At 65.5% G+C, this 13,115-nt stretch carries 14 protein-coding genes; 6 read left to right on the forward strand and 8 right to left on the reverse strand.

The annotated features are described in order from the left end of the window. Positions 1 to 22: 22 nt before the first annotated feature. The gene (locus ACV095_RS00410; RefSeq protein WP_478222666.1) at positions 23 to 1,207 is read right to left on the reverse strand and encodes an MFS transporter; all 1,185 of its coding nucleotides are present in this window, start codon (positions 1,205 to 1,207) and stop codon (positions 23 to 25) included. 215 nt (positions 1,208 to 1,422) lie between these two features. On the opposite strand from ACV095_RS00410, the gene ACV095_RS00415 reads away from it, so the two are divergent. Both ACV095_RS00415 and ACV095_RS00420 read left to right on the forward strand, forming a co-directional pair. Then, positions 1,423 to 2,166, forward strand: a complete 744-nt coding sequence (locus ACV095_RS00415; RefSeq protein ID WP_026265847.1) for an IclR family transcriptional regulator — start codon at positions 1,423 to 1,425, stop codon at positions 2,164 to 2,166. 113 nt (positions 2,167 to 2,279) lie between these two features. Further along, on the forward strand, positions 2,280 to 3,467 hold the full coding sequence (locus ACV095_RS00420; protein ID WP_478222667.1) for a 4-hydroxybenzoate 3-monooxygenase: 1,188 nt from the start codon (positions 2,280 to 2,282) through the stop codon (positions 3,465 to 3,467). A gap of 40 nt (positions 3,468 to 3,507) precedes the next feature. On the opposite strand, the gene ACV095_RS00425 is transcribed toward ACV095_RS00420, so the two are convergent. After that, the gene (locus ACV095_RS00425) at positions 3,508 to 4,047 is read right to left on the reverse strand and encodes a TetR/AcrR family transcriptional regulator (RefSeq protein WP_478222668.1); all 540 of its coding nucleotides are present in this window, start codon (positions 4,045 to 4,047) and stop codon (positions 3,508 to 3,510) included. Positions 4,048 to 4,104: 57 nt separating this feature from the next. Between ACV095_RS00425 and ACV095_RS00430 the strand changes: the two genes are divergently transcribed. Continuing rightward, entirely contained in the window at positions 4,105 to 5,160 is a 1,056-nt protein-coding gene (locus ACV095_RS00430; protein ID WP_018769774.1) for an FAD-dependent monooxygenase, read from the forward strand. Between the two features lies 1 nt (position 5,161). Here ACV095_RS00430 and ACV095_RS00435 read toward each other — a convergent pair whose 3' ends face one another. From ACV095_RS00435 to ACV095_RS00455, 5 genes are all read right to left on the reverse strand, one after another. Next, complete coding sequence (locus ACV095_RS00435; protein ID WP_478222669.1) at positions 5,162 to 6,982, reverse strand: ABC transporter permease; 1,821 nt, start codon at positions 6,980 to 6,982, stop codon at positions 5,162 to 5,164. Continuing rightward, positions 6,979 to 8,043: an ABC transporter ATP-binding protein gene (locus ACV095_RS00440; RefSeq protein WP_144601156.1), complete on the reverse strand. Its 1,065-nt coding sequence runs from the start codon at positions 8,041 to 8,043 to the stop codon at positions 6,979 to 6,981. Before ACV095_RS00440 ends, ACV095_RS00435 begins: the two co-directional genes overlap by 4 nt. 45 nt (positions 8,044 to 8,088) lie before the next feature. Next, positions 8,089 to 9,165, reverse strand: coding sequence for an extracellular solute-binding protein (locus ACV095_RS00445; protein WP_478222670.1), 1,077 nt, complete (start codon positions 9,163 to 9,165; stop codon positions 8,089 to 8,091). Between the two features lie 168 nt (positions 9,166 to 9,333). Next, positions 9,334 to 9,768 (reverse strand): acyl-CoA thioesterase, encoded by a 435-nt coding sequence (locus tag ACV095_RS00450; protein ID WP_018769770.1) that lies wholly within the window; start codon positions 9,766 to 9,768, stop codon positions 9,334 to 9,336. A 77-nt stretch (positions 9,769 to 9,845) separates the two neighbouring features. Next, positions 9,846 to 10,349, reverse strand: coding sequence for a GNAT family N-acetyltransferase (locus ACV095_RS00455; RefSeq protein ID WP_018769769.1), 504 nt, complete (start codon positions 10,347 to 10,349; stop codon positions 9,846 to 9,848). Between the two features lie 156 nt (positions 10,350 to 10,505). Between ACV095_RS00455 and ACV095_RS00460 the strand changes: the two genes are divergently transcribed. From ACV095_RS00460 to ACV095_RS00470, 3 genes are all read left to right on the forward strand, one after another. After that, positions 10,506 to 11,021: a MarR family winged helix-turn-helix transcriptional regulator gene (locus ACV095_RS00460; protein WP_043425008.1), complete on the forward strand. Its 516-nt coding sequence runs from the start codon at positions 10,506 to 10,508 to the stop codon at positions 11,019 to 11,021. A 76-nt stretch (positions 11,022 to 11,097) separates the two neighbouring features. Continuing rightward, a complete protein-coding gene (locus ACV095_RS00465; RefSeq protein WP_223993112.1) occupies positions 11,098 to 11,412 on the forward strand; it encodes a hypothetical protein in 315 nt (104 codons plus the stop codon). Then, positions 11,409 to 12,401, forward strand: coding sequence for a serine/threonine-protein kinase (locus ACV095_RS00470; protein WP_478222671.1), 993 nt, complete (start codon positions 11,409 to 11,411; stop codon positions 12,399 to 12,401). Before ACV095_RS00465 ends, ACV095_RS00470 begins: the two co-directional genes overlap by 4 nt. Here the strand turns inward: ACV095_RS00470 and ACV095_RS00475 are convergent. Further along, on the reverse strand, positions 12,398 to 13,075 hold the full coding sequence (locus ACV095_RS00475; protein ID WP_018769766.1) for a histidine phosphatase family protein: 678 nt from the start codon (positions 13,073 to 13,075) through the stop codon (positions 12,398 to 12,400). The two genes, ACV095_RS00470 and ACV095_RS00475, sit on opposite strands and share 4 nt — an antisense overlap. Positions 13,076 to 13,115: the final 40 nt, after the last annotated feature.

Consider the following 13,115-nt stretch of genomic DNA (forward strand, 5'->3'; position numbering starts at 1 on the left):
GGCAGGGACGGGTGGTGACCCGTTACGGACGTTCCGCGGCTGATGCTTCCCGGACCGCTTCTTCCCGGACCGCAGCGATGGTGTGCGGCACCGTCACCAGCGCCACCACGGCAATCGCGGCAGCGGCCGCAAAGACGTAGAAGCCCCAGGGGTAGGCGATGTTGGCAGCGACCAGCGTGCCGGTGACGGCGGGGCCCATGATCGCGCCGAGCCGGCCCACCCCGGCGGCGAAGCCGAGGGCCGTAGCACGGAGGGTTGCCGGGAACAGCTGGCTGACCCATGCGTAAACCAGGACCTGTGCGCTGAAGACGAACACGCCGGTGACAAAGACTGCCGCGTTGAGCAGCAGTTCATTCTGGATCTTGACGCTCAGGACAGCCAGGAAAACCGCGGAGAGTCCGAACCACAGCAGCACCACACGCTTGGTGCCGTGTTTGTCGGCCAGGATCCCTGCGATCACCAGGCCCACCACGGCCCCTACGTTGAGGACCAGCAGGAGAACCAGGCCGGTGCTGACGGTGTACCCGGCGCCGGCCATCAGCTGCGGAAGCCAGGTGTTCAGGCCGTAGACCAGGAGCAACCCCATGAAGGACGCGGCCGCGATGGCCAGCGCCACCAAGGGGTAAGGCTTCCGTGCCAGGTCCCGGAAGCCCGTGCGGGCTGCGGCAGGTTCTGTTCCTGCCGCCGCCGGGGGAAGGGTTTCGGGGAGCTTGAACCACAGGAAGGGTGCCAGGGCGAAGCCTGCCAGCCCGCCCACGATGAACATCATCCGCCAGTCCGGGATCAGCAGCAGGGCAAGGAAGGCCGTGGCCACAGCGCCGGCGTGGTAGCCGGTCATGGTCCGGGTAGTCGACTTTCCGGCGTTACCTGCCGGAGCGTAGTCGTTCATGTAGGCCAGGGCGGCCGGGAGGCAGGCGCCCAGTCCCAGCCCGGCAAGAAGCCGGAAGGCGCAGAACACCGCCACGTTGGGTGCGAACACCACGGCGATGGTGAAGATCGAAAACCACAGGACGCAGGCCACCAGGAGGCGGCGCCGGCCAAGGCGGTCGGACAGCGGGGCGATGAACAGGGCACCGGCGCCAACGCCCACCAGTGAGATTGTGGCGGCCAAGGTGGCGCCCACCGCGTCGAAGCCAAGCTCATGGGTCTTGATCAGTGTGGGAATGACGGTGCCCAAAACCACCAGGTCAAAACCGTCAAGAACCATAGCCAGCCAGCAAAGCCAGACTGGCCACTTGGAACGGTGCTGGGATGGCGCAAATGACATAGAAATACCTCGGTGTATCTTCCAGGAGTTTTGAGCGGCAGTCTGCTTTGCCGGTAGTGGGTGGGCAGCATTGCCCACATCCCCAGTGAGGTTTGTATCACTATCGGGTGTAATCTGGGACAACTTTTCCCATTCAATGGAAGCAGGTGTTCACGCTGGCCAACTCCCCGTCCGGCGACTCCGTGGTGGACCGGATCGTGCGGCTGATCTCCGCGTTTCCCCAGGATGTCAATGCCCTCCAGTTGTCTGACCTTGCCGGGCGGGCAGGCCTTCCGCTGACCACAACCCACCGGCTGGTGGGCCAGCTGGCAGGTCACGGACTGCTGGAGACTGCTCCCGGCGGGATGGTGCGGCCTGGACTCAGGCTGTGGGAACTGGTGAACCGTGCCTCGCCGGCGCTGGCGCTCCGGCAGGCAGCCATGCCCTTTATGGAGGACATCCAGCAGGTCCTGAACCAAAACGTGAACCTCGCGGTGCTGGATGGCTGGGAGGCGCTCTTTGTGGAACGGCTGTCCCGCCGGGGCTCGGTGGCCAACCGGGCGCAGGTAGCGGGCAGGATGCCCATCCATATCTCGTCCGCCGGACTGGCGCTGATGGCCCACCAGGACAAGGCCATGCAGCAGGAGTACCTGGGCCAGTTCACCGATCCCGAAGGAAGGCTGGCTGCGGCCGACGTCCGGGCGCTGCTGGCAGAGACCGCCCATCAGGGCTTTGCGCAACTGAAAGGCGTGGTGGATGCGGGCACCTGGGGGATCGCGGTGCCCGTGCTGGACCGCCGGCAGCGGGCCGTAGCCTCACTGGGCGTCGTGGTGCCCCTGCAGGAGATGCGCCTGCAGGCACTGGTTCCGGCACTGCAAACGGCCGCCCGGGGCATTGCCCGGCAACTTGCGGACGCCTGAACCATTCAACGGAATTTCTGTAAGGCCCGTCACCCGGCTTCCCCCACACTGATGGCAGACAAACCGATCCGGTGCCGCCCGTGGCGGGACCCGCAACGAAGCGAGACGCAGTCATGGCACGAAAAACCATCACCACCCAGGTGGCCATCATGGGAGGCGGCCCGGCAGGGCTGATGCTGTCCCACCTCCTGGCGAAGGCAGGCATCGAGTCAACGGTCATCGAGGTCCGCAGCCACGAGGAGATTGCCCACACCGTCCGCGCCGGCATCCTGGAGCACGGGACGGTCAACCTGCTGGTGGACAGCGGTGTCTCGGACCGTGTGCTTCGCGAGGGCGACCGGCACGATGGCATCGAACTGCGGTTCAACGGCGAGAGCCACCGCATCGACTTCAAGGACCTCGTGGGCGAGTCCGTCTGGCTGTACCCGCAGACGGACGTCTTCCTGGACCTCGCCGCGCGGAGGAAGGACGACGGCGGCGACGTCCGCTACAGCGTCACCGACACCACTGTCCACGACCTGGAAGGCAGCCCGAAAGTCCGGTTTACCGACTCCGAAGGCGTTGAGTTCGAGATCCAGGCGGATTTCCTGGTGGGTGCCGACGGCTCCCGCAGCCACTGCCGGTTCCAGATCCCGGATGCCCACCGCAAGTGGTACTTCCACGAGTACCCCTTCGCCTGGTTCGGCATCCTGGCCGAGGCCCCGCGCAGCTCCGATGAACTGATCTACGCCAACTCGGCCAACGGATTCGCCCTGATCAGCCAGCGTACGGAGACAGTCCAGCGGATGTATTTCCAGTGCGACCCCAAGGAGAACGTGGCCGACTGGGACGACGAGAGGATCTGGGCCGAATTCCGGAGCCGTGTCAACGGCAACGGCTTCGAGCTCAAGGAAGGGCCCGTCCTGGAAAAGATGGTGCTGCCGTTCCGCAGCTTCGTCCACACCCCCATGCGCCACGGCAACCTCTTCCTCGCCGGCGACGCCGCGCACACCGTGCCGCCCACCGGTGCCAAGGGCCTGAACCTTGCCATCAACGACGTCAAGGTCCTCTTCGAGGGGCTGGACAGCCACTACAACTCCGGTTCCGGCCGCCTGCTGGAAACCTACAGCGACCGGGCCCTGGAGCGTGTCTGGAAGGCGCAGCAGTTCTCGTACTGGATGACCACCATGCTGCACACCCCCGCCGACGCGGACGATTTCTCCCGCGCGCGCCAGCTAGGCGAGCTGAACTCGGTGGTCTCCTCCCGCCACGGCATGGCCTACCTGGCCGAGGCCTACACGGGCTGGCCCGGCGGCGCCTAAAGCCGCGGGAGAAGGACGACGGCGGTCGGCCGGGGTGGGTTCAGGGGCCTGCCAGTCGCCGGACGGCCGCCGCGATGGCGGCAGCGTCAGGCTGCTCGTCGCGCCTGACGGTAAGCAGGTGCAACAGCACCCCGTCGCCGTAGTCCGCGATATCCCGGGCGCGTGCTGCTGCGTCAGCCACCCCCAGGGCTGCAAGAGCCTGTTCCAGCCCGCCCACCAGCAGGTGGTGCCCGCCGGTCACCGCCTCCGGATGGTCCAGGGACAGGGCCAGCCGGGCCCTGGTGAGGCCGGCATGCTGCCGGGCCAGCGCGAGAACCATCGCGGCCAGTTGCCCGGCCAGCTGGTCGACGTCCCGTGGGGGACCGGCCGGGCCAACGTGCTGCAGGAGCTCTGCGTCCAGCTGCAGCAAACGGTCCAGGACGCCTTCCACCAGTGCTGACCGGTTGCGGTAATAGTTTGACGTCGTGCCTTCGGACACGTCGGCGGCGGCATCCACGGCCCGGTGCGTGAGGCCTTTCAGCCCCTTGCTTGCCACCACGGACAGCGCGGCATCAAGGAGCTGGGTACGTCTGTCGCGCATGGCCACAGTCTAGTGGGACTCCTTTCAATTCACTACAAAAGTAGTAGAATCCTCCGTATGGAGACGATCACCATCGTGGGCGGCGGCATCTCCGGGCTTGCCCTCGCGGCGGCGTTGGACCCCAACCGCTTCCACGTGACGGTGTACGAGAAGCGTCCGGAACTGCCCGCCGTCGGCAACGCTCTCGGGATGTGGCCCAACGCCCAACGCGCCCTGGCCCGGCTGGGGATACTGGACCAGGCGCGGGCGGTGAGCCCGGTGCTCGGGAGCGGGTCGGTACGTAACGCCCAGGGGGAGCCCTGGGTTACGGTCGATGCCGGGGAAATGTTCGGCATTTCCCGGACCGACCTGCTGCGGCTCCTGGACACGGCCGTCCCGGGGAGCGTCCGCCGGGCCACCAGCCAGATACGGGGGCTGCCCGCGGACGGGGGACTGGTGGTTGGCGCCGATGGCGTCCACAGCGTTGTCCGCAGCACGGCCTGGGGTCCCGGCGCGGACGCACGTCTGACGCCCTACCTCGCCCTCCGCGGGACCCTGCCTACTCCAGTTGCCCCGGACGAGGTGGGCGAGTACTGGGGCCGCGGGGACCTGTTCGGCATGGCCGCCGCCCGGGGCGGGTCCTTCTGGTACGCCAGTTACCGGTCCGGACTTGGCCCCTACGGGATCGACGTTCCGTCAGCGCTGGAACAGGCCAGGGAGCGCTATGCGGGCCACGCACCTGCCATCCGGCGCGCCCTTGCTGCAGCCACGCCGGAGGAATGCCTGGTCCAGCGCCTGTGGACGGTTCCGCGCCTGGGCTCCTACGTCAGTGGCAGGATTGCGCTCATCGGTGATGCGGCCCATGCCATGATGCCCACACTTGGCCGCGGCGCCTGCGAGTCGCTGGTTGACGCGGTGACACTTGCAGACCTGCTTAACACGCTGCCCGAAGACCAGGCACTGCGCGCCTACGACCGGCAGCGGAGGTTCCGGACCCGCGCGGTGAGCCTGGCGTCCTCGGCGCTGGGCCGCGTCGCGCTCACCGAACGCGGCCAGCCGCTGCGTGATGGCCTGCTCAACCTGGCCCGGCGGCGCAACAAACGCGCCGCCGTCGGCAGCAGTGCCGGCAGGTGATTCAGCGCACGGCCGCGGCAGGCCGTGTTGCGTCGTCCCCGCCCGGGGCCTGGGCGCCGGGGAGTCCTCCAGGAGCCTGCTGGACGGGCGGTACCGCGGGCAGTCGTTTCCTGGTCCGCCTGCGCCCCGACCTGCCGTAGACCAGGTACATCGTCACGCCGGTGATGATCATGAGGAGCACCGTGTAGACGAACGTGTTGGCAATACCCTCGGTGCCTTCTGCGCCATCGGTGTTGGCCTTGATCACCAGGCCCAGCGGCTGTACCAGCGGGTGGGCCAGGAAGATGGCTGTGTCATAGTCGTCCAACAGGCTGTTGAAGTTCAGGGCGGTTATGGCTGCTGCCGCCGGGAGTACCAACGGCAGGAGGATGCGCCGAAAGACGTACAGCGTCTTGGCGCCCATGATGGATGCAGCCTCCTCCAGCGATGAATTCACGGAGGCAAAGGATGCTTTGAGCATCCGGAGGGTGAACGGAATCTTCACCGTGACGAATGCGATGAGCAGGATCACCGTTGTTCCGGTGAGCACGGCACCGCCCACCAGCGGGCTGGGGTGGTCGTAGCTGACGATCAGGCCCAAAGCCAGCAGCGCAGACGGCAGGATCCAGGGAATGTGCAGCAGGTACTCGAAGGCCGAGGCCACCCAGTTTTTGTATTTCTGCAGCAGCCGGGCCACGAAGAGCAGTCCGCCGACGGCAATAACGGCCGCCGAGGCGCTGTACACAACACTGACGACAAATGGACGGAGCCCGGACTGCTGGGTGAGGACGCGCACGTAGTTGTCCAGCGTGAGGTTGGCCGGCGACAGCTGCCCCGTCTGGATGGCCACGCCGTCGGCAAACGAGTAGAGCACGATCAGGGCCACCGGGAGCGTGTAGATGGCAAAGAGGAGATATGCCACGGCGTGGACGGCCATGTTGGCTGCGGGGTTGGTGATGTCCTGCTTCTGCAGCTCGGAGGACACCTTGGACACCGAGAAGTAGGTGCCGCCCTTCTCAAGCCGGGACATGACGGCGAGCATCAGCATGGTGGCCAGGCCCAGGATCACTGCCAGCAGCGCTGCCAGGTCCCTGGACGTGGGGCTGTTGGTGAAGGTCAGGATCATCGGGGTAATGGTCTGGAATTCGCGGCCGCCCAGCACCTGCGGTGCGCTCAAAGCCCCCAGCCCGGTCAGGAACGACAGGATGGTGACGGCGAACAGCGTGGGCTTGAGCATTGGCAGGACGATGCGCCGAAGAATCGTCCAGGGGGATGCGCCAAGGTTCCGGGCGGCCTCGATGGTTTGGTAGTCGATCCCCTTGAGTGCGTTGGCCACGAAGAGCATGTGGTTGGTGGTGGTGGCAAAGGTCATGACCACCAGTACGGCGAAAAACCCGGAGAACCATCCCGGGTCCATTCCGGGGATCACCTTGACCAGCAGCGAGGTGACGATGCCCTTGTCCCCATAAATGAATTTGTATCCCGCAGCCAGCACGATGCCGCCATAGATGAAGGTGGAGGCGTAGCCAAGGAAGAGGATGCGCGAGCCGCGGATCCGGAAATAGTGCGTCACCAGGACGATGAAGACCCCCACCAGGTTGACGGTGACGGAAAGGGCCACGGCCAGGAGGAAGCTGTTGCCGAGTGCCTTCATGGCCCGCTGCGACGAAAACAGCTTCTCCGCGGCGCGCCCCGAGAAGCTGCCGTCAGGAAAGAAGGTGGCAATCAGGATATTGACGTTGGGCCAGACCAAAAACGCGGTGATGAACCAGGTGAGGACGACGCCCACCACCAGGACGAAGGGTGAACGGCCCATGCTGCGCACAGTGGCGTTGGCGCTCATGGCAGGGCAACTGCCCGGTCCCGGCGCAGCGACACACCGGTTTCCGGATGGTACTGGAGGATGTGTTCAGGCTGTACATAGACGGTGGTGTTCGTGCCGGCCTCCGGGTGCGTGCCTCCGTTCTCCCTGACAAGGAGGCGGATGTCCGCGCCGTGGCTGCGCACAACGTAGCGGCTGTGGAGGCCATGATAGGTGCGGGAGACCACAGTGGCCGGAAGCCCGACGGCGGTGCCTCCGCCGGAGGGCCGGTCCAGTGAAGCCTTTTCCACGCGGAGGTAGGATCTGGCGTCGGTGCTGAGGCCGGCCCCCGAAAGTTGGTTCACCTCGGAGACAAAGTCCGGAGTCAGGGTTGAGCTGTCGCCGATGAAGTTACAGACGAACTCCGTGGCGGCATGGTCATAGATGTCCTGGGGTGTCCCCACTTGCTCGATGACGCCCTTGTTGAACACCGCGACGCGGTCACTCATGGCGAGTGCCTCATCCTGGTCGTGAGTGACATAGACGGTGGTGATACCAAATTCACTCTGCAGGTCCTTGAGCTGCTGGCGCAGCTGGTGGCGCAGCTTGGCGTCCAGGTTTGACAGGGGCTCGTCCAGCAGCAGGATCTTGGGCCGCAGCACCAGGGCCCGTGCAACGGCCACCCGCTGCTGCTGGCCACCGGAGAGCTCCGCCACATTCTTCGCCAGCTGCTCATCGCTGAGCTCAACGCGCCGCGCGATATCCCGCACAAGTCGGTCGCTCTCGGCAGGTTTTTCTTTCCGGACACGGAGCCCGAAGGCGATGTTTTCCCACACGCTCATGCTGGGGAACAGGGCGTAATTCTGGAACACCATGCCCACCTGCCGCTTGTCGCTGGGAAGCCGGGTCACGTCCTTTCCATCCACCCGGACCGTACCCTTGGCCGGTTGGATGAAGCCGGCCAAGGTGCGCAGCGCCGTCGTCTTTCCACAGCCCGAGGGCCCCAGGAGGGTGAAGAACTCGCCGGGGCGCACATGCAGGTCCAGCTGCGGAATGGCGGTGAAATCGCCAAAGGTAACTTCGATGTTTTCCAAGCGGATCATGGCATACCTGTCTGATGGAAAGCGGAACGGTGACTGGCAGGACGGTTACGTCATGTACTCGAGCTCGATCTTCTCCACCCAGGCACCCATGTTCTTCTGGACGAAGTCCCAGTCGATGTCCTGCTGCTTAAGATCCGCGAAGAAGCCCACCACCTCGGGATTGGCCTTTGCCTGGGCGCCCTTGTTGACCGGCATGGAGTTGAACTTCTGGGCGAACTCGCCTTGGACCTCGGCGCTGCCAAACCAGTCGATGAACTTCTGCGCCTGGTCCTTTTTCTTGGTCCCCTTCACCAGCGCGATCTGCTCTACCGCCAGCGGGACGCCAACCGCAGGGATCACCGTGTCGACGTTCACCTTGAAGGACTTTTCGCGATCGGCAATGATCGAGGACGGCATCTGCCCCATGTCCACTTCACCGGATGCGATGCGGGCGAACAGGTCGGTTTTCGCCACGGCGGGACTTCCGTTCTTGAAGTACTGCTCAACCTGCTTCCAACCGTCATCGGAGATTCCCAAATCCCCTGAGTCGTCCCGGTAGCGCGAGAGGATGCCGGCAAAGACCAGCTGGGCTGTGGCGGTGCCCAGGCCGGTGACCCTTTCATAGCGGCTCTTGAACTCATCCTTGGCCCACAGGTCAGTCCAGTCCTTCGGTGCTGCATCCTTGGCGAACTTGTCAGAGTTGTAGCCAAGGAGGATCGCCTGCTTCACGAGGGGCCAGTACGTCTCGCCGTCACCGAGTCCCTTGTCCACGTCACCTGCCCACGCCGGCTGATAGGCCTCCAATGCGCCCTCGTTCTTGATCTGCGAGAAGTACATGTTGTTCAAGCCGAATGCGACGTCCGCGATCGGGTTGTTCTTCTCGGCAATGAGTTTATTGGTGGCATCAGCGCCGCCGGCCCCCACGATCTCAATCTTGAATCCGGCCTCGGCCGCCTTGGCGGCCAGCCAGTCACCCCGGCCTTCACCGTTGGAGTTGGTGTAGACAACCAGGGTGTCCCCGGACTCACCTTGCGGAGCTTTGGAAGCTTCCCCCGTTGAAGTTGGTGGGTTCGATCCACCACCGCATCCGGCGAGGAGGGTGACGGCGACGGCGGCGGCAACCAAAGTCTGCAATTTACGCACGATCAGGACTCATTTCTGGACTGGAATCGGAGCATGTCCGCACAGCCTATAGCCGCGCATGACAAAAACCGGGCTGTTATACCTATCGATTCGATAAACAGCCCGGCTGTCCACTTTGGACCAGATGGGGAAACTCTGGGGGCCCGCGGCGTGAACCGGGGGCGAACGTTAGTCCTTGACCGTGGTACCGCTGAGGTGGTGCGTGGGAATCCGGTCCCGGTCGTAGGTGATCTCCGTGTAGCCGTGCGGCTCGGGCTTGCCGTCCTGGTTCAGGTTCACGAACACGATCTCCTCGATGGTGAGGATGCTTTGCCGCGTGATCATGTTGCGGACCTCGGCGCGCATGGTGAGGGAGGTCCGGCCAAACCGGGTGGCCGTGAGGCCCATCTCGATGAGGTCGCCCTGGACGGCCGAGCTGACGAAGTTGATCTCCGAAATGTACTTGGTGACGGCGCGGCCGTTTCCCAGCTGGAGGATGGCATAGATGGCGGCCTCTTCGTCAATCCATTTCAGCAGGCTGCCGCCGAAGAGCGTCCCGTTGGCGTTGAGGTCCTCGGGCCGCACCCACTTGCGGGTCCGGAAGGTGATGTCCGCTGTTTCCATAGGCTGAGATTAGCCGACGGGGCGGTGCGCCCTTACAGTGTGACGGCGCGCCGGCACCGGCGCCATAGGCTCTACAGCTAGGCCATGGCGGTTTGCGCCGCGCTGCGGGCATTGATGCTCTTGGCGTAGCAGTACGAGTGTTCCACCCCGACGTAGGGCCCGAAGTTCGGGATGGCCTCGAATCCCGAATTCTCGTAGAAGTTCCGGCCGTCCGGCTGCGCGGACCCCGCCTCTGCCTTGATGCGGGTAATGCCCTGCCTGAAGGCCTCCGCTTCCAGGGCCGCCAGGATGGAGCTGGCCACCCCGGATCCCCGCGTGTACGGCAGTACGTAGAGGCGCTTGATTTCCGCCGTCGATCCGTCCAGGAGCCGCAGCCCCCCGCAGCCCACAGGCTGCCCCGAACCCTTGTCGTACGCCACCAGGAACACCGCACAGTCGGCGCCCGACGGCGGCGGGCCGGGTTCGTGGTCAGGCCGGCCAAAGCGGGCGTCAAGTTCGGCCTGCTGGGCGCGGCGGAGGTCGGCGCCCACGGGGTTGGACCAGGGGACCTGCCGGATGTTCAGCCTGGGGTTGGTCTGCATATCTGCCTCGATTCGCCGGAGGGGTATGCCTGATAAGGCTAGGCGCGGGGAGTTACACAGGTGTTTCCTGGCGGTAAGCACCTGGATAACGCGGATGTTGACGCGGCTGGGCAGGTTACTTGGCAGCCTAGTTACCAGCTGGTCTAAAATAAATCCATGGCTTCTATGGGCAACGAGGGATCCGGCTACTGGTACGGGCCCGACGGGCAGCTGGACTACAGTGCTGCGGTGCTGAAGTCGCTCCGCGACTACCGCGCGGCCGAAACCGAAATCCGCCGCACCACCAGGGACTCCATGGGCATGGGGGAAACCGACATTCTCGCGCTGCGGTATCTGCTGCGTGTGCAGGCCTCAGGCAAGCAGGTTGTCCCCAAGGACCTGAGCCAGTTCCTCAATATTACTAGCGCTTCCACAACCTCGCTGATCGACCGGCTGGTGGCCAGCGGCCACGTTCGCCGCGAGGCGCATCCCTCGGACCGCCGGTCCGTGGTGGTCATCCCCACCGTTGAATCGGACAAGGAGGTCCGCGAGACGCTCGGCGCCATGCACCGGCGCATGATGCAGGTGGCGGAAGGCCTGACCGCGGAGGAGGCCCGGGTCGTGGTCGATTTCCTCCAGCGGATGACGGACGCGCTCCAGGCGCCCGAAGGCAAGGACCAGAAAATTCACTAGGTGGACTAGCTAGATCAACTAGTTATATGTAAGCTTACGATTGTTCCCAAAGTTGCTTCCCAACGGAGTCGTGAGTGTGTTGGTTACTTTCACCGAAGTTTCACCGCCTGAACCCCGCTTGGCCGGGGCGGTCCTGACAAGCCACCTGCTGGAATCCACCTTGGACGGCACCACTGCGCCGCAGGGAGATCCGGCAGTCCACTGTGGTGCCGCCATGCAGCTCGTGACGCCGGCTGTGGGATGGCACCGCGCCAGCTACACCTTCACGCCGGCCGACGCAGGGGGTACGGAGCTTCCGCCCGTGTGGCGCTGCGCCTGCGGATTCCAGCTGGATGCCTGGCAGCCGGCCGATGTCCGCGCCACGCACACCTCCGCTGCCTTTTCAGCATGAGCATCGCCGGGACGGCAGCGCCTGTACTGCCGCTCAGCCCGCAGAAACCTGGCCCGGACGGTCTCATTGCCGGGCGCTACCAGCTCAGGGAACGCCTGGGCCGCGGGTCCGCTGCCGAAGTCTTCCGTGCGGTTGACCTGGAGGGCGGTCCTGATGCCGCAGTCAAGATCGCGGCAGTCAACGGCCGGAAGCAGCACCAGCGCATCCGCAATGAAGCAAGCGTGCTGGCGGGGCTCAACCACCCGTCCATCGTGCGGCTGCTGGCCCAGGGCGTCATGCCCGACGGCGGGCGCCATTCCGGGCGCCCCTTCCTGGTGGAGGAACTTGCGTTGGGCGCGAGCCTGGCCGAAACCATCCGGCTGCAGAATCCGGGGCCCGGGGATGTTGCACTCTGGGCACAGGGTTTCTTCCGTGCACTGGCGCACCTTCACTCCAGCGGGCTTGTGCACCGGGACATCAAGCCTGCCAACCTGATGCTGAGCGGGCTGCGCAGGAGTCCGGTCCGGATCATCGATTTTGGAATCGCCGCCGCGGCGGGGTCGGCTCCCGAGCCCGGAATTTCCTCCGGCACCGTGCATTACATGAGCCCCGAGCAGGCCTCCGGCGGCACGGCTGACCCCTCCTGGGATGTGTACGCCATGGGCCTGGTCCTGCTGGAGCTTCTCACCGGCTCCAAGGCGTTTCCGGGCACCGCCATCGAATCCCTTGTGGCCAGGACCCTGCGGTCACCGGATGTTCCGGACCACCTCGGTGAATGGGCCATCCTGCTGCGGTCCCTGACAGCCATGGATCCCGTCGAACGGCCGACGGCGGCAAGCGCCGCGGCGATGGCAGCACGGCTGATCCCCGCGGCCCCGGTGCAGGCCCAAGACAGCCGGCCCGGCGGGGACGACCAGCGCAGCCGTGTAAGTCAGCGCGTGGAGCCGGGTGCCGTCCCGTGCAAGGCAATGCGCATCTTCTCTCCCCGGCGCCACCGGCAGCAGGTCTAGGGGGCGCCCGCGTCCCGCCCTGTCGGGTCCTCGGCGGTCGGGTCCGCCAGGGCGAGGCCGCCCACCGGGCTGCCGTCCCAATGGATCAGGTTCCAGCCGGCACGCAGGTCGCCCTCCAACGCCACGATCCCGGTATTGGCAAGGACATGGCGGGCGGCGAACTCGTGGTCAACGCCGTCGGCCCGCAACCCGGCCCACGTGCGGATGGCTGCACCATGGCTGACGACCGCAACGGTGCCGTGCTGGTGATGTTCGGCCCGCTCCACCACCCGGGCGATGGCACCGTCAAACCGTTCGAAGAAGGCGTGGCCGTCCGGACCCGCCGGCATGCGGAGATCCAGGTCCCCGGCGGCCCAGGAGATGACCGTCCCCATGTAGCGCTTGTGGGATTCGTGGTCGGTGAGCTTCTCCAGCGATCCGGCCTCGATTTCGTGCAGCCCTTCCAGCACTTCGACATCGAGGGTCTGCAGCCGCGCCAGCGGGGCGGCGGTGATCTGGGTCCTGATCAGCGTTGAGGCGTAGAGGGCCCCGATGCGTTCGTTGGCCAGGGCCCGCGCCATGGCCTCCGCCTGGCGCTCGCCCAGTTCGGTCAGCCCAGGGCCGGGATGGTCGGTATCAAGCTGGCCCAGCACGTTGCCGGGGGTTTCGCCGTGGCGGATCAGGAGCAACTTCATGATCCCAGTTTCGCACTCCGGAATGCTGCCGGCGTACGGC

This window comes from Arthrobacter sp. JDC6, from assembly GCF_056484025.1.

Bases quoted from the DNA above. Each gene is read 5' to 3' on its own strand.
- ACV095_RS00410 (WP_478222666.1), bottom strand. From the start codon at position 1,207: ATGGTTCTTGACGGTTTTGACCTGGTGGTTTTGGGCACCGTCATTCCC.
- ACV095_RS00420 (WP_478222667.1), top strand. From the start codon at position 2,280: ATGGCACGAAAAACCATCACCACCCAGGTGGCCATCATGGGAGGCGGC.
- ACV095_RS00425 (WP_478222668.1), bottom strand. From the start codon at position 4,047: ATGCGCGACAGACGTACCCAGCTCCTTGATGCCGCGCTGTCCGTGGTG.
- ACV095_RS00430 (WP_018769774.1), top strand. From the start codon at position 4,105: ATGGAGACGATCACCATCGTGGGCGGCGGCATCTCCGGGCTTGCCCTC.
- ACV095_RS00435 (WP_478222669.1), bottom strand. From the start codon at position 6,982: ATGAGCGCCAACGCCACTGTGCGCAGCATGGGCCGTTCACCCTTCGTC.
- ACV095_RS00440 (WP_144601156.1), bottom strand. From the start codon at position 8,043: ATGATCCGCTTGGAAAACATCGAAGTTACCTTTGGCGATTTCACCGCC.
- ACV095_RS00450 (WP_018769770.1), bottom strand. From the start codon at position 9,768: ATGGAAACAGCGGACATCACCTTCCGGACCCGCAAGTGGGTGCGGCCC.
- ACV095_RS00455 (WP_018769769.1), bottom strand. From the start codon at position 10,349: ATGCAGACCAACCCCAGGCTGAACATCCGGCAGGTCCCCTGGTCCAAC.
- ACV095_RS00460 (WP_043425008.1), top strand. From the start codon at position 10,506: ATGGCTTCTATGGGCAACGAGGGATCCGGCTACTGGTACGGGCCCGAC.
- ACV095_RS00470 (WP_478222671.1), top strand. From the start codon at position 11,409: ATGAGCATCGCCGGGACGGCAGCGCCTGTACTGCCGCTCAGCCCGCAG.
- ACV095_RS00475 (WP_018769766.1), bottom strand. From the start codon at position 13,075: ATGAAGTTGCTCCTGATCCGCCACGGCGAAACCCCCGGCAACGTGCTG.